Raw genomic sequence first — 26,338 nt, 5'->3', positions numbered from 1 at the left:
CCATGATGTGTCGGAATACAAAACCTATTTAGATTTAGAAAAACAACGTTTCCGCTGTAAGCATTGTGGAAAGACTGTCGTAGCTGACACTTCAGTAGTCGACAAACATTGTTTCATTAGTCGTAAAGTAAGATGGTCAGTTGTTGAGCGACTCCAAAAGAACACGTCAATGACTGAAATCGCCCATCAGAAAAAAATTTCTACTTCTTCCGTCTATCGTATACTCAAAAAATTCTACCAGCCAATGAACCCGTTTAAAACAAGGCTGCCTAAAATCTTACTTTTTGATGAATTCAAATCTGTTCGAAATGCTTCTGGTGCCATGAGCTTTATCATGATGGACGGTGAAACAAACCAACTCTTTGATATTTTGGAAAATCGACAATTGTCTTATCTAAAAAAATATTTTTATCGTTTTTCAAAGTCACAACGTGATCAAGTCACACATATTGTAATTGACATGTACTCACCTTACATGTCGCTAGTTCATAAGCTATTTCCAAAGGCAAAGCTACTTATTGATCGTTTCCACATTGTACAGCACATTGGGCGAACTTTCAGAAACCATCGTATCTCTTGGACAAATCTTTTTTTGAAGGATCCGCAGGATCGTTCAAAAGGAAAACAATTAAAGCGCTACTGGAAGCTACTTCAGAAGAATCAAGATAAATTGAATTACCAAAAGCCTATTTGGCGCCCAAGTTTTAAGAAGCATTTAACTGAAACCGAAATCGTTGACCGCCTTCTTTCCTACAGTGATGAGTTAAAAATAGGTTACGATATCTATCAAGGGTTCCTTTATCGAGTTAAAAAACGGGATGTCTTAGGCTTTAGTGAATTACTCTCCCTAGACTACACAGCTCTTCCCAATCAATACCAAACTACGATAAACACCTTTAAGAAATATCATAAACAAATCAAAAATGCACTACGTTATCCCTATTCCAATGGTCCATTAGAATGCCTGAATAATCATATCAAGGTATTGAAACGGAATGCCTACGATTTTCGAGATTTCTATAATTTCAAACTACGTATTTTTTTATGCCAGGGAAAAGCATTAGTAAGAATATAAAAAATCCAGAGGATTTCTCCTCTGGACCAAATTATCTTTTGGATTTTTCTTTCCCAACATCATTGACAAAGAGCCAAAATAATTAGCAGAAGTTACTAATTTTTGTAAGTTTTATTGCTGATCATCATAGGTGAGATCAGTTTGAATCAACGTATGGTCCTTGGCGATTTTATCCACTATGTCACGGATTTTACGTAAGTCATAAGGATTAGTGTGATTGTAGTAGGCATAAAAGTATTCGCCGTTCTCGGCCATTCCGGCATCATAAGTATTAGAAATTACCAGATCATAATAAATCTCATTGTTGAACACTTCTACTTTGACTGGGTAACGTTGTCCTAGATATTTCGTCACTAATTCAATGACAATTTCCGTTAGAAAAGGACTAAGTGAGTGGGTAACCCCGATTTTTACTTTATCATCACTAAGCTCAGTGAGCTGATTTAAAATGATGAAAAAGTTAAGCGTTGCTAGACTAGATTCAAATTTTAACCCAAGCTGGCAACCAAATTCTTTTCCGCAAAATTCACAAACCTTCTTTACTAAATCTGAATGGATGGGCACGGGATATATTTGATGTTGCTCATTATGATAATTACTTTCAAAATCCTGAATGTAACCATCAAAGTAGTAAAGTTGTGAGTAAAATTGAAAAGTTAAGTTCTCTATATAGCGCATTTTAGCTTCTGGATAAGAAGAATGGATGACCCCAATTTTTTTAAGGTAACGCATGGTTTGTTTAACCATGTGCCATAGATAGGAATCTTCCGAGCGTTGCGCAGCTGCTAAACGATTTGCAAAGACTGAATTAGGTGAAAAGTTTCGTAGAGAGCAAAAGAAATCATAGAAAATTTGTGACTCTTGTAAAGAATAAAAGCGATCATTACTTTTCATATAGATTTTGAAAGCTGCATCGATTTCTTCAAACATCGGTCTGTCTAGATCATCCAGTCTAAGATCACTCAGTTGGGATTTATTGCGATTATGTCGCTTAAAGGTGACTTTCATCCATAACTTAATCTGTAAGATTTCTGTATCATCCAAAAGTACATTTAGCTTTGTTTGTAGCAACTCAATCAGGTTGATATATTGATTGGCTGTTTGTTTTGCAAAATTAGTTTTATTTTCAAATAGAAACCAGAAAAACGAATAGTAAAAGTAACGAATCTGCTTTTCATCACCGACTAAGCGACCACGTTTGATAGCAATATCAAATTCTGCTAATAGACTGTTCAATTCATTGATACGCCGATAATACGTAGCAGAGCTGATACTGTATTCTTCTTGGAAAAAATTCCAATCAAGAGTATCATCCTCGTAAAGATTCAGAATCATATGATATTTGATTGATTGGTCCAAAAAGAGATCCGCAATTCGTTTCATAGGGAAATCATCCGTTTTCTCTAAGGAAATGGAGTCTCCGTTATGCACAATACGAATATTTGTCTCTAAGTGTTCTTCATAGACCAGTTCGCTTAGAATTTGCAAGTAATCATTTAAGGTAGGCAAACTCAAATCAAAAAGGTCGGTCAGCTTTGATTTTTTGACAGGTTCTGATTGGTAATATAAGTAGAACACGATCTCATTCAAAGCATCGTAGGGTTTTTCCAATAAATCCTTTTTTCGCAATCCTAGCGCCTCCTTAAAATAAATAACAAAATTATAAATTGTATGCTATCTGTAAACAATTTTATCTAATTACCATTTTATATTAAATTAAAAAGACTTGCCAATATTTAACAGGCAGGTGTCAAATGTTGAAAAAACGGCAAAAACACGTTTGTTTTTTTAGAGTACAATCATTATTTATTCTTTTTCCCTTAATATAACACTAAAAAAACGTAAAATTTATCTATTTTTTGAACATGGGACGAAAAAAAAGAGATAAATTAGAATTATTTTAAATAAAAACACTTGCTCAGCTATTTAGCTTCGCAAGTGCTTGTTCGATTTCTTGGACGTGATCCATTATTTCCATAATGGTGTCTAGTTGTTGTGGGAGGTGCGCTAGGTCAAGTTGTTGACTTGGTTTGTCTGGAAGGGTGCTTACAGGTGCTTCATTAGAAATGGCTGCTAGCGTGTCGATAACTTTAGCTTGTAGCTGCTGTTTATTGACGATTTGATGTAGCTGTTGTGAAGATTGATCCAGTCGTTCAGTCCGTTCGTCACGTTCCATTAATAATTGCTGCTGCAATTTATCCAGTTGTTCAGCTAAAATATCTTGGGTGAGGCGCAGTTCCTTAATTGCCTGCTTGTATTCCTCTTGGGTAGCTTCCAATTCACTTTTTAGATTATACAAATCCTTTTGCAAAAAACTTTTCTGCTTTTTTAATTGTCCTTGAAGTTGATGCTTTATTACGAAAAAAACAATCAACGATAGGATCAAGACCAGTGCAAGAAGGCTGATTGTCTCAATGGTCATAGTGTTCCTCCTTCAGGGTTTTCTTTTTACTATAGCACCAAATAGGACTTTGATTTTTCAGGTTTTTCATCTGAAGCGGAAAAAAAGACAGAGCAGGACTAGCAAAATATGATTTTCTGTTAGAAACGTCTTCCAGATAGTGAGCGGTCTTTTCAAGTGCTTCTTTTTGAGCTTTCAAGCCTTTCTTGCTACACTTTAGCTATGGAGGCGATTCAGATGAAGGCTTTTGCAATCAAGGAATATGGTGCACCGGATGTTTTTGAAACAATAGAAATAGCAGGAGCACCTTTAAAAGACAAACAAGTACGGGTGGCAGTCAAAGCCTTTGCCATCAATCCTTATGATACTGCCTTGCGCCGTGGGGAAATGGATGGCACACGTCCAATTGAGTTTCCTTACGTCATGGGTAGTGATGCTAGTGGTGTTGTTATCGAAGTGGGCTCGGCCGTCACAGATTTTAAAGTAGGGGACGAAGTGATTGTTCATGCGCCCAAGGGAGCTTACGGAGAGGAAGTAGTGGTCTTTCAGTCGAAGGTGGTCTTGAAGCCAGCAGAGGTTTCTTTTGCAGAAGGAGCCGGGCTGCCCACAATTGGTATTACAGCGTATAACTTATTGCATCATTTACTGCCTGTAGAAGCAGGAACCTTAGTTGTACAAGGTGCTTCAGGTGGTGTAGGTAGTTCTTTAGTGCAGTTGGCGCAAAATGACTTTCGAGTTTTGGCGATAGCTTCGAGCCGTAATAAAGATTATGTGGAAAGTCTTGGAAACGTTGAATTTTTAGCCTATGATCAAACGGAACCAGCTAAGGTTTGGGCGGACCAAGGGGATGTGGTGATTGACGCGACTAAGGGAAGTCGCGGGATTGAAAATGGCTTGGCTATTTTAAAGGCAGGCGGTGTCTATGTCGCCTTGAATGATTTGCCTTCTGCGGCACAACAGGCCGCTAAACCAGCGACTTACCTACACATGGGACCTAGTAAAGAATACAAGGATCGCGAGGCGTTTGATTATTTATTGGCGCAGATGACTGCCGGACGTTTTCAAGTAAAAATCGACCGCGTACTACCGTTTACTACGGAGAGTGTTATCGAAGCGCATCGCTTACTAGAAGGACATCCACCAGCTGGTAAGTTGATTATTGCCAGGGAGGCGTAAGATGGACGAAACGACGAAAGATTGGCTGAGCCAGCATTTTGGCGAAAAGGACTGGATTGAAGATGGCTATTATCGCTGCCGGATTCTAAATGACGAAGAAGTAGAACTGGCGTATCTTTTACCAGGGTACTGTGGCGAGACGGTTCGTCATCCCCAGATTCGTTTTCAACGACAAGGATCAGTGTTTGTGCCGGTGGTTTTAATCGACCAGGTGAGCCAGCCGATGCGCTATCAAACCTCTGATGAAGATGCAGCGGCGCTACAACAGGCGGCCGATGCCTTGATTCAAAAATTCAAACATGCAAAAGGAGTCTAACCATGAAGCCAGAAGAAAAATTTTTGACCTTTATTCTAGAACGTACAAAACCAGAAAAACAAACGGAGATGAAACAACTGCTAGCGCAAGCTTTTGAGAAAAAGCAGACGGGACATTTGAATAAGCTAGAGGTAATGGGGATGATCCCCAAAGCCATCTCCTACTTACAACCGGAAAAAGTTGCAGAGGTGAAACAAGTCATGGAAGAGTTCGCTTCTAAGCGCTAAAGCTCTTCATAAAAACAGTCCAATTCGTCATTGGACTGTTTTTTTCTATTATAAAGCGCTCAAACATGACAGGTTTACAAGAATATGCCAAAATAAAGGTGCGACAGACCGCTTGATTTGTCTAAAAATTAGTCGTTTTCGGAAAATAGCACGTTTTTTTCATTTCTCAAATTCCATAAATGGTGGTACAGTATTTGGGCGACTAACAAAGAAGGGGATCTTTATGAAGCACATCAAAAATACGTTAAAACTTTATGTGTTGGATTGGAAACGAATCTTTAAAAATGCAACCTTGCTGATACTAGCCTTAATGATCATTCCTTCCTTATATGCTTGGTTTAATATCAAAGCATTATGGGATCCATATGGCAACACCGGTGAGCTACCGATTGCGGTATACAGTGCCGATAAACCAGCAGAATTTCAAGGGAAGCAGGTAGAGATTGGGAAGGAAGTCATCAAAAACCTGCATGAGAACAAACAATTAGGTTGGCAATTTGTTGATTCGAAGGCGGATTTGGATGAAGGGGTAAAATCTGGTAAGTATTATGCTGGGATTTACTTGCCCGCTGATTTTTCCAAAGATTTATTGAGCTTTACCACGGGAGAAATCCACAAACCTAAAATCGAATACAGCGTCAATGAAAAAATCAATGCTATTGCGCCCAAAATCACGGAGAAGGGTGCAAGTTCATTACAGGCGCAGATTAGTGATGAATTTACCAAGACCGCTAGCTCGACTTTAGTCAAGGTCTTCAATGAAATTGGCTATAATATTGATGCCAATCTGTTAAGCATCAACAAAGTGAAAAATATGATTTTATCCACAGACGATAATCTGGACAAAATTGATGGTTATACCAAAGAAGTCATTGAACTACAGGAAAAAATGCCAGAACTGAAAGAAAAACTAAATAAAGCCAATGAATTTGTCGATTATATTCCTGAAGTGGACGCAATGGGGGATAAGTTGGTAGCCTTGAATGATAAAATGCCTGAGCTGAAAAAGCAGGCGGCTATCATTTTAGATTTGCAAAAGAAAATTCCGGAAATCCAAAATGCCGGCAAACAATTGGCCATGATCGATGAAGATTTCGACAAGATTGAGTCTACCATGAGCCAAGGAATTGATAGTGCTAAAAAGGGTATCGAAATCATTGGCAAAGTGCAAGATACCATGCCAGAAATCCAAAAATTTGGGAATCAAGCAGATCAAATTGCGGGTTCTACGAAAGAATTTGCAACACAGCTACAAAGTGTTTTACCCACAATTACGAGTTCCGTGCAAACTACTTTGGAATCAGTACTGGATTTGGCCGATTTAACCGTCAATACTGCTCAAAAAATCAAAGATTACGCGGCAGACAACGAACTGACACCGGAAGAACGGACGGCTATTAAGGCATTATTGTCAGCTTTAGATAAGCAACTGACCTTCCAACAAAAAATCGTCGGTGACTTGTTGAGTTTTATTACCAACTTAAATGAAAAGTATCCTTCTGATGGTTTGGCAGATGCCATCACTAAATTAACAAATGTTCAAACCTTGCTACAAGGTTTGCAAAGTCGTTTAGCAGCCATCAATGTGGATAAGATTTCTTCCGCCGATTTACAAAAAGCAATGGATGATATCATTGCCGTAGGTCAAGAAGTTCGTCAAGTGATTCAAACGATCCAACAACTGGATATTTCCGGCCAAGTTTCGCAAATATTGACGCAGTTGATTACTGGAATTGACACGGCCCAAGACCTCTTAGCCAAAGTTGATTATGACGAGTTAAACAACTTGTTGGCTTCAACCAAAGATGTCGTGAAAAATGCGGTGGCAATCTTAGAAAAATACCAAAAAGAAATGCCCGCTATCAAAAAAGAATTACATGATGCGAATACCATGTTGAATGGGCACATGAATGAAATCGTTGCGGGCATCAACAAAGGCGTCGACCTCTACAACAACGAATTACCAGTTGTGGAGGAAAAGCTAGGTTTAGCAGCTGACTTCATTCAAAATGACTGGCCTACTCTGAAAACTGAAATCACTACAACTTTGAATACGGTCAATGATAAAATGCCTCAAGTCGAAACAGCCCTAAATGCGGCGGTTGACTTGATTCAAAATGACTGGCCGACCATCAAGTCAGGCTTGCATAAAGCTGCTGATGCGATTCGTAAAGGTGAAAAGGAAGTCGATTTGGCCCAAGTCATCAAATTATTGAAACTAGATGCCAATAAGGAAAGTGACTTTTTCACCCAACCGGTAGAAGTTAGCACCAAAGAACTTTACCCAATCGCCAATAATGGTTCGGCTAGCACACCATTCTATACCGCCTTGTGTTTGTGGGTGGGAGCAGTCTTGTTCTCAAGTGTGGCGACCACTGACTTCTTTTTAGAAGGTGACGATAAAAAACGTTACAGCAAACGTGAACAATTTGGCGCTCGGATGCTGACATTCTTGACTATGGGACTGGCTCAAGCCTTGATTGTAACGCTAGGGAATTACTTCTTATTAGGCGTTGACGTACGGGCTCCATTTTATAGCGTATTATTTGCTTTACTGATCGCATTAGCCTTCATGATGATGGTCTATGTGCTGGTGGCTCTTTTTGGTAATGTCGGCAAGGGAATCGCCATCATTATTCTGGTCCTCTCCATCTCTGGTGGAGGTGGGAACTACCCAATCCAAGTCTCCGGGAAGTTCTTCCAAATGATTAACCCGTTCCTGCCGTTTACACACGCAGTGAATCTCTTGCGGGAATCCGCCGGTGGTATTTACTGGCCTAATGCTACAACCGCGATTTGGATCATGGTGGGTATCTTCGTCGTCTTTGGTGTTTTGGGAACCTGGCTCTATCCATACATCTCCGAACAAACTAAAAAATTGGCAAAAGTATCCCATGAAAGTCATTTGTTCCATTAATAATAGGATAAAAAACAATCTTGATCGTATTGCTGATCAAGATTGTTTTTTTTAGTTTCGGGGGGAATGTCCATAGATTCGTTTATAGGCACGGGAAAAGGATAGGGGGTTCTGATAGCCTACTGCTTTTGCAATCGTCGCAATGGTATGGTCGGAATTTTCAACTAAAAAGCGTGCTTTAAGCAGTCGATACTTAATTAAGTAATTCAGCGCACTTTGTTGAAATTTTTTTGAGATGATTCTTGAAAGATAGGAGTGGTTAAGATTTAGATCTTCGGCTATTTTTTGTACGGAAAGATCTTCACGCCAATAGTTTTGCCGTACATAGAGCACGAATTGTTCAATATGTTTATCAACTTGCGTCATATTAGAGTTCAGTGAAACATTGGTGCCATCTAAGCTCAATAAAGAAATAAGCTCAAGCAACTTACCTTGAATGGTCAGTGTACTGGATTTAGAGAAAAAATCAGTAGAAATCAATTGTTGGAGTTCATAATTCATTTTTTCCGGATCGGTAAAGTGACCAACACGGTTATCATTGTGATACCCTAATTCTTCTAAAACACTTTTGGCTAAGGAGCCTTCAAATCCAAACCAAACATACTCCCAAGGGTGATTTGCATCAGCTTGATAGATGGGATCAGAATCATGAGGGGAGATCAAAAAGAAATCGCCTTTTTTTAAATGATATTGATGGTTACCAAAGGAATAGTTGCCTTTGCCAGCCACAATGTAATGGAGAATATAATACTCCCGAACTTGTGGTCCGAAACTATGAGAAGGCAAGCAGTTCTCGTGACCGAAATTAAGTATCGTAAAATCGGTTAAAAGGCAGTCATTGAAGAAGAATTCAGTACGTTCTTTACTTTCTAAAAACATATAGCACCTCGAAAAGTCAAATTATGTATAGATGAAATCAAATTATGTTTTGTCTGTATAGTCAAAAAATGTATAGTTCTGAATAGAACAGGCTATATTAAACAATTGTATTTCCTTGTACAATCACTATTGTAAGCGATAACAACTAGGGAGGCAATAAAATGTTTAAGAAAAAAAGAATAGTTGGATTAGCAGTTTCGATGTTAGCTGTTGGTGGATTTTTGGCTGGTTGTGGTAATGGTAGTTCATCAGAAAGTGATGACGTAAAGTTAGTTTTTTGGTCAGGTGCGACTAAAGGAAACAAGGATCAGGTTCACGAGGAAGAATTGATTAAAGAGTATTCGGAAAAAAATAATATAGAAGTTGACTATCAATTGTTCAACTGGGACCAATTAAAAGACAAAATTGTTACGTCAGTAGCAGCTAACGATGCACCCTCCATTACATGGGGATTGGGTGAATGGTACGGTGAATTTAGTAATATGGGTGCTTTAGCAGACTTATCCGGTTTCTGGGATAGCTACGCTGATAAAGACAACTATTATGAAAATGTCATCGACGCCTTGTCTACTGATGGTAAATTACAAGCTTTGCCTAACTATATTGCGCCACGGGCCCTAGTCTATCACAAAGATTTATTAGAAAAAGCTGGGTATAATGAGCCGCCTAAAACCTGGAAGGATTTACTTGATATGGCGAAGACAGTGAAAGATAAAACTGGTCAATTTGCTTTTGGGATTGCTGGTACTGGTGATCGTGCGCCGCAAGAATTGGCATCCTTCATTTTTCAAAATGGCTTGGAAATTGCTGACAGCTTAGGCGAAGGAAAATATAAAAATACTTGGCAAGACAATGCAGATAATTTGAAAAAAGCTACCGAGGTTTTCCAATTTTATAAGGATTTATTGGATAACGGCGTCATCGATCCAAATGCGGCTGTTGGTGGCTGGGAAGAATTGGATACAAACTTTGCTCTCGGGAAGTATGTCATGATGAACAACGGTTCTTGGATGCAAAATTATGAAGAAAATAATCCAGACGAAATGGCAGATGCTGCAGTTGGCCTACCTTCATATAATACGACGCCAGCAACTTTCTTAGAAATCAATACGTACTATGTGTATAACAATGATCAAAAAGAAGTAGAAGAAGCGACAAAATTAGTTGAATTTTTACTAAGTAAAGAGAATCAACAGGCTGGGCGTCCAGAAGGTTCTCCCCGAACAGATATGGAGATTGATGAAAGTAATAAGTGGGCAGCAGGATTTGCCAATCCAGAGCTGATTGAACAAGCCAAACCATTACCACCTATTTCTATGGCGGAAATCACGCAACCTATGCAGGATGCTATTGCAATGGTGTTGCAAAATGGCGATTCACCTGAAGATGCTGCAAAATTCTTGTCAGATAAAATCAATGAAGCCTTGAAAAATCAAGAGGTTCTTGGTGAGTAATTCGCTTTTAAATCAGGGGAATGTCGTAGCACTTAGGCATTCCCTTTTGATTAAAGCTGGACAAAAAGTTGTAGATATAGTCTGTAGCAACTAGAACAAATGGGGGATTAAAAATGGAAGCGAGTAGAAAACTCTCGAAAGAGACGGGAAATCGAATCAATTCATTAGTATATATGGCACCAGCCATCATCTTTATGATTTTTCTAATAGGCATCCCATTGATACAAGTTATTTGGGATAGTTTTCATGCGAAAAGCCTAACGAATCCAAATTTAAATGACTTTGTCGGTTTGGAGAATTTTAAGAAGGTATTTGCGGACGATTTATTTACTAATAATTTAAAGAATACAGTGGTTTGGACCGTCGTTTCAGTCATTGGCGAACTGATTTTAGGTTTGTTTGTAGGGATTGCTTTGAACCAAAAAATACGAGGTCGGGTAGCTTTCCGCAGCATGATTATTGTGCCTTGGATCGTTCCTATCGCAGTGGCAGGCTTGACATGGACATGGATGCTAAATCCGGATTACGGTATTTTCAACTATTTACTTGTAAAAACGGGTCTGATTGAGCAATCAGTTTATTGGTTGGGAAATAAAGCAACGGCACTTTTAACTGTAACTTTTATTAACATTTGGCGGACCTTTCCGTATTGGGTCATTAGTATTTTAGCGGGGCTGCAATCGATTCCAGACGATCTATATGAGGCAGCTTCTATAGATGGCGCCAATTTAGTCAGTCGGTTCTTTAATGTTACGCTGCCAGGAATCAAAAATGTGTTATCAACATTGATTTTCATGCACATTGTTTGGACGTCAGTCAACTTCGACTTTATCTGGATCACGACAGAAGGTGGGCCAAACTACGCATCAGAGACATTACCAATTATGATTTATCGTTATGCGATGAAAAATTATGATATCGGAAAATCATCTGCATTGTCGGTCATTATGATCGTTATACTATTGGCACTTTTTGCTATTATGCCAATTTATCGCATCATTCGTAAAAAAGCTAAGGGGGCACAATAAGATGATTAAAAGCAAAGGTGAAAAAATTTTTACTAAAACAGCAACCTATATCATTTTGATTGCTTGTTCAATCTTTTCATTTTTCCCGTTTTTATGGATGCTCTCCACTGCATTGAAACCAGACACAGAGATTTACTCGACTACGCCATCGTTTTGGTCCAATAATTTTAGTCTACAAAATTTCCAAGAAGTACTGCAGGAATCAGATTTTCTGATTTTCTTTAAAAATAGTTTCATTGTATCTCTGATTACTACCTTGATTGGATTAGTGATTGCAGTATTGGCTGGTTATGCCTTGAGCCGTTATGGCCGATATAAATCAATTAAAGTCGCGGGTATGTCACTGACAATCAGTCAGATGGTACCAGGTGTACTTTTATTGATTCCCATCTATATGATTTTTAAAGGAATGGGCTTGATTAATACCTACGCTGCTTTAATTCTGGCTTATTCAACCTTTGTAATTCCCTTAAGCACCTTCATGATGAAAGGCTTCTTCGACAGCGTACCTCTTTCACTAGAAGAGTCTGCCGAGTTAGATGGAGCTTCTCGTTTTAGAACCTTGGTGCAGATCATCCTCCCCGTTTCGATTCCTAGTTTAGTTTCGACAGGACTATACACCTTTGTCACCGCTTGGAATGAGTATATGTTCGGGTATGTATTGATTAATGACGTAGCACATCGCACATTAACACCAGGTATTACGCTGTTTAGAGGTCAATTTACAACGGACTGGGGTAATTTGATGGCGGCAAGTGTCTTGGCCGTAATACCTGTAACCATTATTTTTGTCTTCTTACAACGGTACTTGATTTCAGGGCTGATGTCAGGGGCAGTGAAAGGATAGCAAAATGAACGAACTAATTTATCACAAATTTACACTTGGACAGACTCAAATAGTTTTTGCGGAAACGCCACAAAAGCAGTTACGGTTACTACACATGGGACCTGATCAGTTTGATGAGACCGTCTCACTTGATCCAGAGTTTGTAGCTGCTAGTACATTAGTAGAAATACAAATAACAGGCCTCAATCAACCAGATCATAAAGGCAATAAATTGGGAAATACTTTGGTGGGTAGGAATCTTGTTTTAGATAAGTTGACTCAAAAAGGAAATATACTTGAGATTACACAGAGTTATCAGCAAGATAGTATCCAGCTAACGGTTGTGACGACCCTAATAAAAGACCCTAATGCTGAAGTGTTTACGTGGCAGCATGTTACAACCAATCAAGGAAAAGAGATTGGTTTAGAGTATGTAACGACATTGAACGTGATAGGTCTCAACAATGGCGCTATTTATCATCGTTATAGTGAGGATGTATTGTACATTCCACATAATTCTTGGCAAGGAGAATTACAGTGGCGTCATCAGACGCTAAAGGAGTATGGCCTAGAATATTGTCTAGATGGTGAAAAATTGCAAGATGCGACAAAAGTAGTGGAGGTTACGAATGAAACCTCTTGGTCCTGTTCACAATTTAGCCCAATGGGTGTAGTTTATTCGCCACATCTTGACCAAACAACATTTTGGCAGATTGAGCATAATGGGGAATGGCACTGGGAATTGACGGATGCGGGCTTTGGTAAATATTTGGCAATTCGTGCAGGTGGACCGACCGAACCAACTAATCATTGGTGGAAAAAGTTGCAAAATGGCGAGCAGTTTACTACAATCCCAGTAGCCTATGGGGTAATTAAAGGTAGTTTTGAACAAGCGATGCAACAGTTGACCACACATCGCCGTGATATTCGCCGCAACAATCAGGATAATCAAAAGTGTCCTGTTATCTTTAATGACTATATGAATAGTTTAATGGGGGATCCAACAACTGCTAAAGAATTACCAATGATTGATAAAGCAGCTCAGATTGGCTGTGAATATTACGTGGTAGATTGCGGGTGGTATTCGGACGGCTATTGGTGGGACAACGTTGGTGAGTGGTTACCTTCCAAAGAACGGTTTCCAGAAGGCATCGAATTTCTAATGAATTATATTCGTGATAAAGGCATGGTTCCAGGACTATGGTTAGAAATTGAAGTTATGGGAATCAATAGTGACTTTGCTAATTCACTACCAGATGAATGGTTCATTTGTCGCCACGGGGAACGAATTCGTGACCATAGCCGCTATCATTTAGATTTTAGACACCCAGATGTTCGTAGCTATGCCACGAGTGTAGTTAAACGCTTGGTTGATGAGTATAAAGTTGGCTATATCAAAATGGACTACAATACACCGACAGGAATTGGCAGTGATATTCAAACAGACAGCTTTAGTGATGCATTGCTGCAGCATAACCGAGCCTACCTAGCTTGGCTGGATGAAATTTTTACAGCATATCCTGAGTTGATTATCGAAAATTGTGGTAGTGGTGGGATGCGACATGATTATCAAATGTTAGCACGTCACAGTATCCAATCTGTAACAGACCAGACGGATTATTTACGTAACGGTGCCATTGCGGCAGTGTCAGCAACTGCGGTAACACCTGAACAAGCCGCAATTTGGAGTTATCCTTTACAGGATGGCGATACTGAGGAAGTTATTTATAATATGATCAATGCCATGCTTTTCCGTATCCATCAAAGCGGTCATTTGGCAGAATTATGTGACGAGCGCTTAGCACTGGTTGCAGAAGGAATTACCACATACAAAACTTTTCGAGAAGTGATTCCGACTAGTCAGCCTGTCTGGTATACTGGTCTACCGCATTTGGATGATGAATGGTTCACTTGTGGTTTAGAGACGTCAGAAGCGATTTACCTAGCAGTGTGGCGAACAAACAGCCTTCAAAATCATTTTGACATTCCTTTACCAACACCGATTACTTCAGTAAAATTGCTTTATCCGCAAAAGGACCAAAAAACACAATACCTGTATACAAGTCAGCAATTATCGGTTTATTTCCCAGATAATAAAATGGCACGATTGTATAAATTGCAGAAGTAGGGGTATAGCAGCTGTCCACTTATACAGAGGGCCGGCTGCTTTTCTGTTCTTGCTAAAATAACGTTGTCCTCTCCGTTAAACTAGCGTACACTGTCAGCAAGGAGTGTGGCAGATGGAACAACAATTATTTGTGATTGGTATTATTCTAGCGCTAGTTGTGATTATTTCAGGTTTAGAAAGTTGGAATCGTGTCCAGTTACGCAAGCGCGTCCGCAATGAGTGGGGCAGACCACCGCGGCAGGCTCGTTTTGGCGATAAAGAAGAGAGCTTGAAGGCAGCTTGGCAGTTGATGAAAAAAGCGCAGCCCACTGATGCCGAAATAGATGACTTAACGTGGTATGATTTGAAAATGTGGGAAGTTTTTCAGCAGATCAGTGCAACTTATTCTAGTGTGGGATCAGAAGCTTTGTATTATCGCCTGCGAAATTATGACTTTTCGTCAAAGCAGTTAACGCGTTTAGAGCAGTTGATGAACTACTACAGCCAGCACCCGCAAGTACGGGAGGAACTGCATTATCAATTTGCGCGTCTTGGTAAAAAAGATAACAATTATGTGCAAGATTATTTAATGAACAGTGAGCATCGCAAGCTAGGGCAATTGCCCTTTTACATTCTCTGCGGCTGTTTACCAATAGTGGGCATCCTTTTGCTGGTTTTAGGTCAGATGGTAGGAATTTTTGTTTTACTGGCGAGCGTCTTGTTTAATGCGGTTTACTATCAGACGAAAAAAGCGCGGCTAGAGCGGGAGCTGGCAAGTATGGGCTACTTAGTACAAACAGTGGCGGCCGCAAAGCGTATCAGCAAAAGTCAGACGCCGTTTCAAGCGGAACTGCAACAAAATTTGCGTCCTATTCAAAGTATCACCAAGTTTGCCTTTTCTTTTCAAGCTAAAACGGGCACGGATATGGAATGGGTGATGGATTATCTCAATATGATTTTCATGTTGCCGTTTATCTCTTATCATTTTGTGCTGAGTAAAATTCAGCATCACCAAAGTGAAGCATATGCTTTGTGGCAGTTATTAGGTGAATTAGAGGTGGGGATTGCGGTCTTGAATTATCGCCAATTTATGCCGGATTGGAGCCAACCTACGTTTACGAAAGCGATGACTATGCAGGGAATCGAGGCTTATCATCCGCTGGTATCAGAGGCTGTGGCCAATCCAGTTCTATGGCGCCGCAATACCTTAGTGACTGGATCAAATGCTTCGGGGAAATCCACTTATGTCAAAAGTGTCGCAATCAATGCTTTATTGGCACAAACCATCAATACTGCCCTGTGTCTGGAATTACAATTACCGCATAGTCAAATTCTGACTTCTATGGCGATTGAAGATGATGTTTTGGCAGGAGACAGCTATTTTATTGCCGAGATCAAATCTTTGAAACGGATCTTGACCGCATTGGCCCAAGGTAAGCCGTGTCTGTGTTTTATCGACGAAATTTTGAAAGGAACCAACACCATCGAACGGATTGCTGCTTCCGCCGCTTTTATCGACGATCTTAAGACACAACCGGTCTTAGCTTTTGTGGCGACTCACGATATTGAGTTGACGGAGATTTTAAAGCATAGCTGTGACAATGTCCATTTTGAAGAACAGGTGGATGATGCGGGCGTTCACTTTGATTATCTATTAAAAGAGGGACCGGCGACGAGCCGTAACGCCATCCGTTTATTGGAAGTTTTACAGTTTCCAAAAGCTATGACTGCTAAAGCCACGGCCGAGGCGGAAGATTTTGAAAATCAGAAACAGTGGCGTGTTTTTCCATAGAGCCTTTAGGGCTCTTTTTTGGTAGAATCAGAGGCTTTGTGGTTCAATAGAAATAGCGGGTTTCACGGGTTAAGAACCATTAAGAAAAACCTTTGAAAATTTCGCTGAAAGCTTATGAAAAGAAGGTTGACTTTCTTTCAGAATAAGCGTAGCATACTGTCTTGTTTATGATTGAATTTGATGGAGTGGAGAGTGAAAAAAATGGACTTTTTGAAGCGGTTTTTGTTAGGGCGTCCGCTGAAATCAGCCGAAAATGATGATCAAAAATTGAGCCGATTCGCTGCTTTGGCACTACTTTCGTCTGACGCATTGTCTTCGATTGCGTATGGGACCGAGCAGATTGTGGTGGTATTAGTGACGTTGTCAACTGCTGCTATCTGGTATTCATTGCCAATTGCTGCTTTTGTTATTATTCTATTGGTTTCTTTGACATTGTCGTATCGCCAGATTATCCACGCTTATCCCCATGGCGGTGGCGCTTATGTGGTAAGTAGTGAGAATCTCGGGAAAAATATGGGCTTGTTAGCTGGGGGCTCGCTATTGATTGACTACATGTTAACCGTAGCGGTATCTGTTTCAGCCGGGGCTGAAGCCATTACATCGGCGGTACCAGCCTTATATGGCTATCAAGTGCCCATTTCAATTGTGATTGTGTTGCTGATTATGTTGATGAATTTGCGTGGCTTACGGGAATCTGCTAGCTTTCTAATGCTGCCAGTCTACTGTTTTATCGCCATTATCACCTTGTTGATCGTGGTGGGCTTGGCAAAAATTGTAATGGGTGTCGTGCCATTTCACGCAGCGGCAGTCCCAGGAGCTGTTATACCAGGCGTCACCGTGGCATTATTACTGCGGGCCTTCTCATCAGGGTCATCTTCTTTAACTGGGGTGGAAGCTATCAGTAATGCGGTGCCTTTTTTCAAGAAACCACAAGCGAAAAATGCCGCTAGTACATTAGCTATGATGGCGGGTATTCTCGGTTTCTTCTTTGTAGGAATCACGTTTATCAACTACTGGTATGGGATTGTACCAGAAGCCGAAGTGACGGTTTTGTCTCAAATCGGGAAAGCTGTTTTTGGTCATAATATTTTATACTATGCCTTGCAATTTGCGACGGCCTTGATTTTAGCCGTAGCGGCTAATACGGGCTTCTCTGCTTTTCCAGTGTTGGCGTATAACTTAGCTAAAGATAAATTCATGCCTCATATGTACATGGACCGTGGTGACCGTTTAGGTTATTCTAATGGGATCATTACCTTGGCTTTGGGATCCATTGTCCTCTTGTTGATTTTCCAAGGTTCAACAGAACGTTTGATTCCACTATATTCCATCGGGGTCTTTATTCCTTTTGCCTTGTCACAAACCGGGATGGTTATCAAGTGGCGCAAAGAGTTCCCTAAAAAGTGGCTGAATAAGTCAGTTGCCAATATCGTGGGTGCCTTCATTTCTTACGCGATTGTGGGTATCTTGCTCGTCTATCGTTTAGGCGATATCTGGCCTTTCTTCATTATCATGCCGATTTTGATTTATGTTTTTTACCGGATTCACATTCACTACCGCAATGTTGCCGAACAACTACGTTTGGAATCGGATAAGGCGATTGAACTCCATGAATATGTGGGTAATACCGTGATCGTATTAGTAGGTAATGTGACCCAAGTAAATGTAGGGGCTTTGAACTACGCTCGCTCGATTGGGGATTATGTCATCGCAATGCACGTTTCCTTAGATGAGGATAAAGAGAAAGAAGAAGAGATCGAAAAAGAGTTCAAGAAATACTTCCCAGATATCCGCTTCTCTGTCGTACATTCTTCTTATCGCTCCATCGTGAACCCGACCATGCGTTATGTTGACTTAGTCAGTCGGCAAGCCAATAAACACAATTACACGACGACCGTGTTAGTACCACAATTTGTCCCAAACAAACGTTGGCAAAATATTCTCCATAACCAAACCAATCTCCGTTTACGCTTCCGTTTGTCTTGGCGTCAAAATATTATCGTCGCAACCTACAGCTACCATCTGAAGAAATAGAAGTAGGCTATGCAAAAGCGACCTGCTAGTACTAGATCATTGATCTAAGGCTAGCAGGTCGCTTTTTTGTTAATGATAGGTGGATAAGCGTTTTAGTAAATCAAGGGGATTGCGTTCACTTAACACAGCGGTTAAGGCAGTTTGATCTTCGACTAGATAATGAATCAGAGAAAAGAATTTTTTGACTTCTTCATTCCCTAAAGCATCCTTTTGTAAACCAATCAAAACTAAAAATTGGACTTGGCCGTAGCCCCAGTCTACTGGTTGGGCTAAGGTAGCAATCGCCAAAAATGAATGTTTGATCTCGGCTGGATCGCCGTGAGGCAAGGCAATCAGTGAGCCAACACGGGTACTAGCTTTAGCCTCTCTGGCTAAGACAGTGGCCAAATACTTGTCGGTCACATAATTTTTCTTACGCACGTTAGCCACCATGGCTTGTAAAACCTCAGCTTGACCGGTAAGGGGTAGCTGTGTTTGTACCAGAAAAGGATTAGTAAACTGGCTAATATCAAAATGGCGTGTGGCTTTTTCATGACTAGTGGCGAGATAGGCATTGAGCTTTTGCTGATCAGTACTTTCAAATAGTGGCGAAATCTCAAAAACAGGTAACTCGGTGGTTAAGGGCACGGTACTGAGGACGAAATCCAATTGTTCTGTTTCAGGAAAATAAGGGAATTCGTCGACTGCAAGCAAGGCTAAGGTCTCGATAGTAGGAAAGAGACGCTTGATTTTAGCCTCGATAAAGGCAGAAACGCCGATGCCATAGTTGCAGACGATTACGGTGCGGTAATGGCCGGTTTGTTGTTCTTGCAAGCGTTCAATGGCCCCTTGTAAATGCACGGTTAGATAGGCAATTTCTTCATCAGGAATCTGCCAACTAGGTTCTTTGAACTCTTCAGCAATGGATTGTACGATTAAAAAAAGCTGCGTATAGTTTTTCAAAATCTCGTCTTTGAGCGGATTGCTAATGTGAAAGCCGCTGGCGATCCGCGTGAAGGTAGCATTCAAATGCATCCGTAGATTCTCTTGCAGGCGTTCATCTGCTGATAGGTCATAGTCCATAATTAAGTGGACCTCCGTAATCAAAGCAGTGATCATTTCGTTGATATGCCGATCTGCTTCGTGGAGATAACTTGTTTGAGTGTCCTGTGGTGTGTAAAAAGCGGCGACGCGCAGGGCAAGGTAGCCAATTTCATCCTCGGGAAAACGCAAGCCCAGTTCTAAGGATAGCTGCTGGGCTAACTCGCGAGCGTAGTCTAAAGCCTTCGAGTGGCGAATCAGCTGCCACTCACTTTCACCTAATTGAATTGTTGCATGCTTACGTAAACGGGCCACCATAAAAAATAGATGGATCATGATGCTGTTGAAATCCGTTTGCTGCCGAAATCCATGGTTGGCTTCAAAGCTATTGACGACTAGTTGGATCACTTTCATTTCTCTTGGTGAGAAAAAGTCGGTCAGCAGAGTGGGCTGTTGTTCTTGTTGGAGCTTTTTCAACGTTTGCGCCAATAGTTCACGCTTGGCCCCTTCGCTGCCTTCTAAAAAGACCCCGGTCTTTGGTTTAATAGTAATGGTCAATCCTTGTTGGAAAAGCGGGATCTGCAAAGCCGACAGGTCTTCACGAATCATTTGGCGGTTGACAAAAAGCAGCTCAGCTAAGTCAGTCAGTGTCATGGGGCGGGTGGCCATTAAAAGATGGAACAATAATAGGTCCCGGCGTTCTGCAGTACCGTAAACATCCGTTTCTTGTAAAATCAAATCTTTCAGAATCTGAGCCTTCTGCGGGCTTTCAAAAGAAAGACCGACCCCCGGCTTTTTGGCTAAAGTAAACTGGTACTGGTCTGCGGTCAATAAGGCCTCAATTTTTACCAAATCATTGCGGATTGTGCGCTCAGAAGCCTGTAATTCACCTGCTAAGGCTTGAATCGTCCATGTATCACCATGCAATAGACGATGTAAAAGCTCTTTTTGTCGTTGATTCACCCTGATTTCTCCCTCCAACAAAACAAACACTCTGTCTGTATGTACAAACAGAGTGTAATGCTAATTCGACTTAATGTACAGTATCAAGTAAGGCCATCACTTCGGCTTTTTCTTGTGCTGCTAATAGTTTTTCGCGGAAGCCATTATCCATCAATTTGCGGGACAACATTTGCAAAATTTTCAAATGAGCATCTTCCTTATTATTTTCAGGAACGGCAATCATGAAGATCAATTTAGAAGGTTCGCCGTCTAAGCTATTCCAATCGATCCCGTTAGCCGCCCGACCGAAGACGACACTTGGTTCTTTGACTGCCGCAGATTTTCCGTGGGGAATCGCAACGGACATCCCGATTCCAGTGGTACTTTCCGCTTCCCGAGAATAGATCGCTTCTTCAAAAACAGGCAGTGAATCGATCTTGCCTAGGGAATCAAAAGTTTCTGCTAATTGGTGAATAGCGCCTTCTTTTGTTTCAGTTTCAAGGTCTAAAATGATACTTTCTTCTGATAGGATATCAGTTAGTTTAGTAAAGGCAGCGGGTGCTGGTGTCGCCGCAATGGTTGTTGCGGTAGGTGCTGCTTCAGTGACGGTTTCTGTGCTCACATTTTTCTTTAATAGATGTAAAAGCAGTACAGTTACAGTGATACCAGCTGCTACGGCTACGAAGAACATCAAGACATGATCGACAGCGCCTAAAACGGCTACAATAGGGCCACCATGAGCAACGTGGTCTGTGACATTGCCTAGCATAGCGATGACGCTACCAGTTATAGAACCTAAGACGATACTTGGAATCACACGTAGTGGGTCAGAAGAAGCAAAAGGAATTGCACCTTCAGTAATCCCGAATAGCCCCATAGCGAATGACGCTTTACCGGCTTCTTTTTCAGGCTTAGAAAATTTATTTTTTAACACAAAGGTAGCGACACCTAGTGCTAGTGGTGGGATACAGATAGCAACGGCGATGGGTCCCATGATACTGAAGTTTCCTTGGGCAATCATACCTGAACCAAATAGAAAGGCTACTTTGTTGAAAGGACCGCCCATATCAACGGCAATCATCGCACCTAAAACCATGGCTAAGACGATTTCGCTACCGCCTTGTAAGCCAGCTAAGAAGTTGGTTAGACCGGCAAATAGTGCAGCCACCGGTTGACCAATAACATAGATAAAAGAGAATCCAACGATTAATGAAGAGATGACTGGAATGACGATAATCGGCATAATTGATTGGATAGCTTTAGGTACAGGCAGTTTTTTCATGCCTAAAGCGACAAAACCAGCTAAGAAGCCGGCGATGATTCCGCCGATAAAGCCAGCATTTGCTTCACTCCCATAAAGAGAGCCATTTGCAGCAATCATCCCACCGATAAAACCAGGTACTAGACCCGGACGGTCAGCAATTCCTTGCGCGATAAAGGCAGATAAAATTGGTACCATCAAGCCCATGGCAACCCCGCCAATTGTGTTCATAGTGGCCCAGATACTACCTTCTGGGATTGCGATTCCGTTAGGGCCAGGTTGGCCGCCGATAGATAAAGCGATCGCAATCAATAAACCACCAGTTACCACAAACGGTACCATATAGGAGACACCATTCATTAAGCTCTTATAGGCACGTTTGCCAAGAGAATCTTGCGTAGCGGCACTCGCTTCAACCGCTGTTCCACTTTGTACGGGCGCTTCCTGTTTCAAGATGGTTTGGACCAGCTGATCTGCATGATGGATACCTTCTTGAACGCCAACTTGAATCAATTGTTTACCGGCAAAGCGGCTTTTATCAATTTGTGTATCTGCGGCAATAATGACACCAGCGGCTTGAGCGATTTCCTCAGAAGTTAAACTATTTTCAACGCCAATCGAACCGTGGGTTTCAACTTTGACTTTGACACCAACAGCAGCACCGGCTTTTTCTAAATTTTCGGCAGCCATATAAGTGTGGGCGATTCCCACTGGACATGAAGTGATGGCAACGATAAATTCTGACATATGTAAATCCTCCTTAAGTGTATGTTTGAACAAGATTGATTATAGCGGGAGGCGAACTGTTATTTAAGCAAAAGTTTTTGCCAGAGATGTGGCAAATGTGTGATTAATTGCTACAATTATCTGCCGGCAGATTGCCACAAACATATTTGAAAAGTTGTGCTAGTAAGCAAACGCTTTATTTATTATACTGTGGGAGGAGGCGAACTCAATGATTAAAAATGTGTTGTTGTTTTGCGCTAGTGTAGTGACGGCATTTAGCCTGATTGCGTTTACGCCTGCGCTGGTTTATCGGCTAAAGACGGGTTTCTTTGGCCTAGTAGATGTGTTGGTAATCGGCTTGATAGTTGCTGTGAATATTTTTCTGTGGCGTTGGTATGGGCAAGTTCGTAAACAAAACAAATAAACGACCACTGTCTAGTGTCCTTTGATGAAGGCGCGCTAGGCAGTGGTCGTTCTGATTTTTAAATTAATGGCTAGTACGGCTAGCTGGATCTAAGCGTCGTTCAATAATCCCCAGGACCCAGTCAGTGATGATGGCCATCAAGGCAGTCGGCAAAGCACCAGCTAAGATGATAGAGGCTCCATCTGTGGCGTTGGTTCCGCGGATAATAATATCCCCTAGACCACCAGCACCTACAAAGGCACCAATCGCTGTGATCCCAATCGCGACGACTAAAGCATTTCGAATCCCCGCCATAATAACGGAAACCGAAAGGGGCAGCTCAATCATATAAAGGCGTTGCCAAGCGGTCATCCCCATACCTTTCCCAACATCTAAAGCATTTTTATCCACTTGGATCATGCCGGTATAGGTATTTTTGATGATTGGTAAGAGGGAATAAAGGAAGACGGTCACAATAACCACATTGACCCCGAGACCTAAGCCAATCATTAAAATCGAAATCATCGCCAGTGAGGGAACCGTCTGAATGATATTAGCCAGACGAATGACCCAGTTAGCCAATTTGCGGCGGCGAGAAATCAAAATTCCAATAGGAATCCCCACAATCGCGGCAAAGACGACCCCGTAGATTGAAATAAGAAAGTGGCGCAAAAATTGTGAAAAGACATATCCGCCATTTTCTTGGAAATAGTAAATAAATTGTTGCAACAGATTCATGTGATTCACAAGGCTCACTTCCCTTCAAAATAATTATTGTCTTTTAAGAACTGCTCCGCCACTACGGAAGGTTCTACCAAATTATTATCTGCTTCATAGTTTAGCTTTTGCATTTTTTCGGTGGAAATCGTTCCTGCTAGTCTATCTAAAGCATCCTTCAATTTAGGCGTATCCTTCAAAGTCTGATTGGCTACAACGGGTGCAGCGTCATAAGGTGGGAAGAAGCTCAAGTCATCCTCTAACATCACCAAATCATAAGAAGCAATCCGACCATCAGTGGAATAACCTAATACGATGTCCATTTTACCAGCGTCAACGGCATCATAAACCAGCCCAATCTGCATCGGTAAAATTGATTCAAAGGCAAAGCCATAGGTTTCTTTAAAGCCATCATAGCCATCACCTTCACGGTTGATCCAAGAAGTATCGACACCAGCCACTAGTTCATCAGCGACATTTTTCAAATCACTGACTTTTTTCAAGTTGTATTTTTCAGCGGTATCTTTACGAACTAGGAAGACATAGGTATTTTCAAATCCGTAAGAAGGGAACCAAGTTTGATCATACCGTTTTTCAAATTCAGACTTAACCGTATCAAAGGCTTTCTTCGGATCTTTTTCCGGTGGCAGGCCTAAGGTCGTCGTCAAGTCAGTCCCAGTATAACGGGCTGCTGAAATGGAGGCATCACCGTTAATCATAGCTTGGTGATTGATGGTAGTGGTAGCTAAATTATTGATAATCGTCGTATTTTTATCGGTATAGTGTTCCACCATACCCGCTACGATACTCCCTAAAATCTGCGCCTCTGAGGTAATCCCACCAGTGATGGCAATCGTATCCTCATCAGAACTCGTGGCCAGCCCAGGCAAAGAACAGCTAGCCAGCAAAACAGCACTAGTCAGGAGCATTATAAGTTTTGTCAGTCGTTTCATCATTCATTCTCCCCCCTTAGTGCTTTTGGAGTGAGCTTATCTTCTAACAAGCCAAGTAGGAAATCTGCTAGTAGAGCTAAGATTGTTACTGGAATTGTTCCGGCAAAGATCAAAGCAGGAATATAGTTATTCAAACCACTAAAGATCATATCCCCCAGACCACCAGCGCCAATATAAGAGGCTAATGTTGCCCAAGCAATCACGTAGACCGCCCCTAAACGAATCCCCGCCATAATAGTCGGCATGGCGATGGGCACTTCCACCATCACGATGGATTGCAGATTGGTCATGCCCATGCCTTTGGCTACGTCGCGGTAATTGGCGTCAACGCCCTTCATCCCAATATAGGTATTACGCAAAATCGGTAAGAGTGAGTAGATAAAGAGGGCGATAATTGCTGGCGTTTTCCCAACCCCAAAGAACGGAATCATTAAGGCCAAGAGCGCAAGGGAAGGTACTGTCTGTAAAGCACTGGCAATGCCAATCACGACATTGGCTACTTTAGGAAGGCGCGTCAACAGGATCCCTAACGGAACAGCAATCACGATTCCTAAAAAGAGTGCTACTGCTGAAATATAAATGTGTTCGGCACTTTTAGTTAAAATTTCACTGCCGTATTCATTAAAAAAGCTTTCCATAATTTCCTAGACCTCCTTTGCAGGAGTTTCCGTCGGCTTCACAGCCTCAACTGCTTGGCTGACCGACTGCTCTTCGCCCCAGATCACGTCATAGACAATATCTACTAAGGATGCCCGGGTTAAGATACCCACCACCCGTTTTTGATCATCGACTACCGGCACATACTTCAAGCCGCGTTTTAGAATCCGTTGCAAAGTATCCCGTAATAAAGAAGATTGTTTTACGGAGAAAACATCGGGATTGATAATATCGCCAACGCTGGAAACCTTACCCCGTTTACGGTCAATCGTTTCAACGTCGATGTAGCCCTTCAAAATGTTGGAATTATCCGTCACTAATAACGTATCCACGCGTTTTTCCCGCATGAGCTTGATGGCTTCTTGTAGGGATTTTTCGGGTGTGATGGTAATCGCGGTTTTCAGCATCACTTCTTGAACAGTGGTGGTATCTGGTTTGGCTTGCAGCAAACGGTCTTCCCCAATCAGTTCTTCTACAAATTCATTGGCTGGGTGACGCAAGATATTTTCCGGCGTGTCGAACTGGATGACTTTCCCTTCACTCATGATGGCAATACGGTTGGCTAGTTTTAAGGCTTCGTCCATATCATGGGTTACGAAAACGATGGTCTTTCCTAGACGCTCCTGTAAATCCTTCACTAAATCTTGTAGGGCATCGCGCGTGATTGGGTCTAGTGCGCCAAAAGGTTCATCCATTAAAATAATGTCTTGGTTGGCAGCCAAGGCCCGTACCACACCAATCCGTTGTTGTTGTCCACCGGAAAGTTCATTTGGATAACGATCCAACATTTCTCGTGGCAATTCAACTAAGTCAATCATCTTCTCCGCCGTCTTATTCCGGGTATCTTCGTCGACTTTTAGCAGCTTTTGCACTAAGGTAATGTTTTCGCGAATGGTCATATGGGGCATCAAGCCGATATTTTGAATCACATACCCGATTTGGCGACGTAATTCTACCGGATTGATTTGTTGGATATCTTTCCCGTCAATCAAAATTTTTCCCTTAGTAGGGTCGGTCATGCGATTGATCATGCGCATCGAAGTGGTTTTTCCGCTCCCACTAGTACCGATGAAACAAATGAACTCCCCTTTATCGAAGGACAAGTTGATGTCATCAACGGCAATTTTGTTTCCTTTATAAATTTTTGATACATGCTGGAACTCAATCATGATTTCACCTCAAATTTTCATTTTTCTCTTCTGTATTAGTATCGCCTAAAACAGCAATTAAAACAAATCGAAGGTCTTGGAAAAGGCGGTTTTATGAGAAAATCATACTGCTAAAACAAATTTTAATAACAGGTACTTACCCAAGATGGATCGGTGGCAAGCGTCGGTAAGTGAGAGTGAATTTCATATTATCCTAGTTTTTTAGCGAAAATAATAAATAACGAAATATTTATTATAACGAAAAAATGTGGATTTACT

The 26,338-nt window shown here is 41.3% G+C and carries 21 protein-coding genes; 12 read left to right on the top strand and 9 right to left on the bottom strand.

Going from position 1 to position 26,338, the window contains the following annotated elements:
• The coding region (locus ECA01S_RS12340; RefSeq protein ID WP_157490296.1) for an ISL3 family transposase at nt 1-1,075 on the top strand (1,075 nt) is incomplete at its 5' end.
• A 111-nt stretch (nt 1,076-1,186) separates the two neighbouring features.
• Here the strand turns inward: ECA01S_RS12340 and ECA01S_RS12335 are convergent.
• Nucleotides 1,187-2,704, bottom strand: coding sequence for an AcpB/EbpR/MafR family transcriptional regulator (locus ECA01S_RS12335; RefSeq protein ID WP_067396026.1), 1,518 nt, complete (start codon nt 2,702-2,704; stop codon nt 1,187-1,189).
• A gap of 289 nt (nt 2,705-2,993) precedes the next feature.
• Nucleotides 2,994-3,497 (bottom strand): hypothetical protein, encoded by a 504-nt coding sequence (locus tag ECA01S_RS12330; protein ID WP_067396023.1) that lies wholly within the window; start codon nt 3,495-3,497, stop codon nt 2,994-2,996.
• A 216-nt stretch (nt 3,498-3,713) separates the two neighbouring features.
• On the opposite strand from ECA01S_RS12330, the gene ECA01S_RS12325 reads away from it, so the two are divergent.
• The 4 genes from ECA01S_RS12325 to ECA01S_RS12310 all read left to right on the top strand — a co-directional run bounded on the left by ECA01S_RS12325 (nt 3,714) and on the right by ECA01S_RS12310 (nt 8,112).
• Entirely contained in the window at nt 3,714-4,652 is a 939-nt protein-coding gene (locus tag ECA01S_RS12325) for an NADP-dependent oxidoreductase (protein ID WP_067396021.1), read from the top strand.
• 1 nt (nt 4,653) lies between these two features.
• Nucleotides 4,654-4,968, top strand: coding sequence for a hypothetical protein (locus ECA01S_RS12320; protein WP_067396018.1), 315 nt, complete (start codon nt 4,654-4,656; stop codon nt 4,966-4,968).
• A gap of 2 nt (nt 4,969-4,970) precedes the next feature.
• A complete protein-coding gene (locus tag ECA01S_RS12315; RefSeq protein ID WP_067396016.1) occupies nt 4,971-5,195 on the top strand; it encodes a hypothetical protein in 225 nt (74 codons plus the stop codon).
• Nucleotides 5,196-5,418: 223 nt separating this feature from the next.
• Complete coding sequence (locus ECA01S_RS12310; RefSeq protein ID WP_067396015.1) at nt 5,419-8,112, top strand: YhgE/Pip domain-containing protein; 2,694 nt, start codon at nt 5,419-5,421, stop codon at nt 8,110-8,112.
• 51 nt (nt 8,113-8,163) lie between these two features.
• Here ECA01S_RS12310 and ECA01S_RS12305 read toward each other — a convergent pair whose 3' ends face one another.
• Entirely contained in the window at nt 8,164-8,991 is an 828-nt protein-coding gene (locus tag ECA01S_RS12305; RefSeq protein ID WP_067396013.1) for an AraC family transcriptional regulator, read from the bottom strand.
• A 161-nt stretch (nt 8,992-9,152) separates the two neighbouring features.
• On the opposite strand from ECA01S_RS12305, the gene ECA01S_RS12300 reads away from it, so the two are divergent.
• The 6 genes from ECA01S_RS12300 to kimA all read left to right on the top strand — a co-directional run bounded on the left by ECA01S_RS12300 (nt 9,153) and on the right by kimA (nt 18,232).
• Nucleotides 9,153-10,445 (top strand): ABC transporter substrate-binding protein, encoded by a 1,293-nt coding sequence (locus ECA01S_RS12300; protein WP_067396011.1) that lies wholly within the window; start codon nt 9,153-9,155, stop codon nt 10,443-10,445.
• Nucleotides 10,446-10,558: 113 nt separating this feature from the next.
• Entirely contained in the window at nt 10,559-11,473 is a 915-nt protein-coding gene (locus tag ECA01S_RS12295) for a carbohydrate ABC transporter permease (protein ID WP_067396008.1), read from the top strand.
• Between the two features lies 1 nt (nt 11,474).
• The gene (locus tag ECA01S_RS12290) at nt 11,475-12,320 is read left to right on the top strand and encodes a carbohydrate ABC transporter permease (protein WP_067396006.1); all 846 of its coding nucleotides are present in this window, start codon (nt 11,475-11,477) and stop codon (nt 12,318-12,320) included.
• Nucleotides 12,321-12,324: 4 nt separating this feature from the next.
• Nucleotides 12,325-14,427, top strand: a complete 2,103-nt coding sequence (locus ECA01S_RS14580) for a glycoside hydrolase family 36 protein (protein WP_067396003.1) — start codon at nt 12,325-12,327, stop codon at nt 14,425-14,427.
• A gap of 112 nt (nt 14,428-14,539) precedes the next feature.
• On the top strand, nt 14,540-16,198 hold the full coding sequence (locus tag ECA01S_RS12280) for a MutS-related protein (RefSeq protein WP_067396001.1): 1,659 nt from the start codon (nt 14,540-14,542) through the stop codon (nt 16,196-16,198).
• A 201-nt stretch (nt 16,199-16,399) separates the two neighbouring features.
• Nucleotides 16,400-18,232: a potassium transporter KimA gene (kimA, locus tag ECA01S_RS12275; protein WP_067395999.1), complete on the top strand. Its 1,833-nt coding sequence runs from the start codon at nt 16,400-16,402 to the stop codon at nt 18,230-18,232.
• A 69-nt stretch (nt 18,233-18,301) separates the two neighbouring features.
• Here the strand turns inward: kimA and ECA01S_RS12270 are convergent, their stop codons facing one another.
• The gene (locus tag ECA01S_RS12270) at nt 18,302-20,215 is read right to left on the bottom strand and encodes a BglG family transcription antiterminator (protein WP_067395998.1); all 1,914 of its coding nucleotides are present in this window, start codon (nt 20,213-20,215) and stop codon (nt 18,302-18,304) included.
• Nucleotides 20,216-20,285: 70 nt separating this feature from the next.
• Nucleotides 20,286-22,202 (bottom strand): PTS fructose transporter subunit IIABC, encoded by a 1,917-nt coding sequence (locus ECA01S_RS12265; protein WP_067395994.1) that lies wholly within the window; start codon nt 22,200-22,202, stop codon nt 20,286-20,288.
• Nucleotides 22,203-22,410: 208 nt separating this feature from the next.
• Between ECA01S_RS12265 and ECA01S_RS12260 the strand changes: the two genes are divergently transcribed.
• Nucleotides 22,411-22,605 (top strand): hypothetical protein, encoded by a 195-nt coding sequence (locus ECA01S_RS12260; RefSeq protein WP_067395991.1) that lies wholly within the window; start codon nt 22,411-22,413, stop codon nt 22,603-22,605.
• Nucleotides 22,606-22,668: 63 nt separating this feature from the next.
• On the opposite strand, the gene ECA01S_RS12255 is transcribed toward ECA01S_RS12260, so the two are convergent.
• From ECA01S_RS12255 to ECA01S_RS12240, 4 genes are read right to left on the bottom strand one after another with little or no spacing between them, the layout of a single operon-like run.
• Nucleotides 22,669-23,322 carry an ABC transporter permease gene (locus tag ECA01S_RS12255; protein WP_067396039.1) on the bottom strand — a complete coding sequence of 218 codons (654 nt, stop codon included), beginning with the start codon at nt 23,320-23,322 and terminating at the stop codon, nt 22,669-22,671.
• 14 nt (nt 23,323-23,336) lie between these two features.
• Nucleotides 23,337-24,257: a glycine betaine ABC transporter substrate-binding protein gene (locus ECA01S_RS12250; RefSeq protein WP_143139588.1), complete on the bottom strand. Its 921-nt coding sequence runs from the start codon at nt 24,255-24,257 to the stop codon at nt 23,337-23,339.
• Entirely contained in the window at nt 24,254-24,892 is a 639-nt protein-coding gene (locus ECA01S_RS12245; RefSeq protein WP_067395989.1) for an ABC transporter permease, read from the bottom strand. Before ECA01S_RS12245 ends, ECA01S_RS12250 begins: the two co-directional genes overlap by 4 nt.
• 6 nt (nt 24,893-24,898) lie before the next feature.
• On the bottom strand, nt 24,899-26,080 hold the full coding sequence (locus ECA01S_RS12240) for a betaine/proline/choline family ABC transporter ATP-binding protein (RefSeq protein WP_067395986.1): 1,182 nt from the start codon (nt 26,078-26,080) through the stop codon (nt 24,899-24,901).
• Nucleotides 26,081-26,338 lie beyond the last annotated feature (258 nt).

The sequence above is a fragment of the Enterococcus canis NBRC 100695 genome (assembly GCF_001544375.1).
Classification (GTDB): domain Bacteria; phylum Bacillota; class Bacilli; order Lactobacillales; family Enterococcaceae; genus Enterococcus_H; species Enterococcus_H canis.
This window is presented reverse-complemented; position numbering and strand designations above follow the sequence as displayed.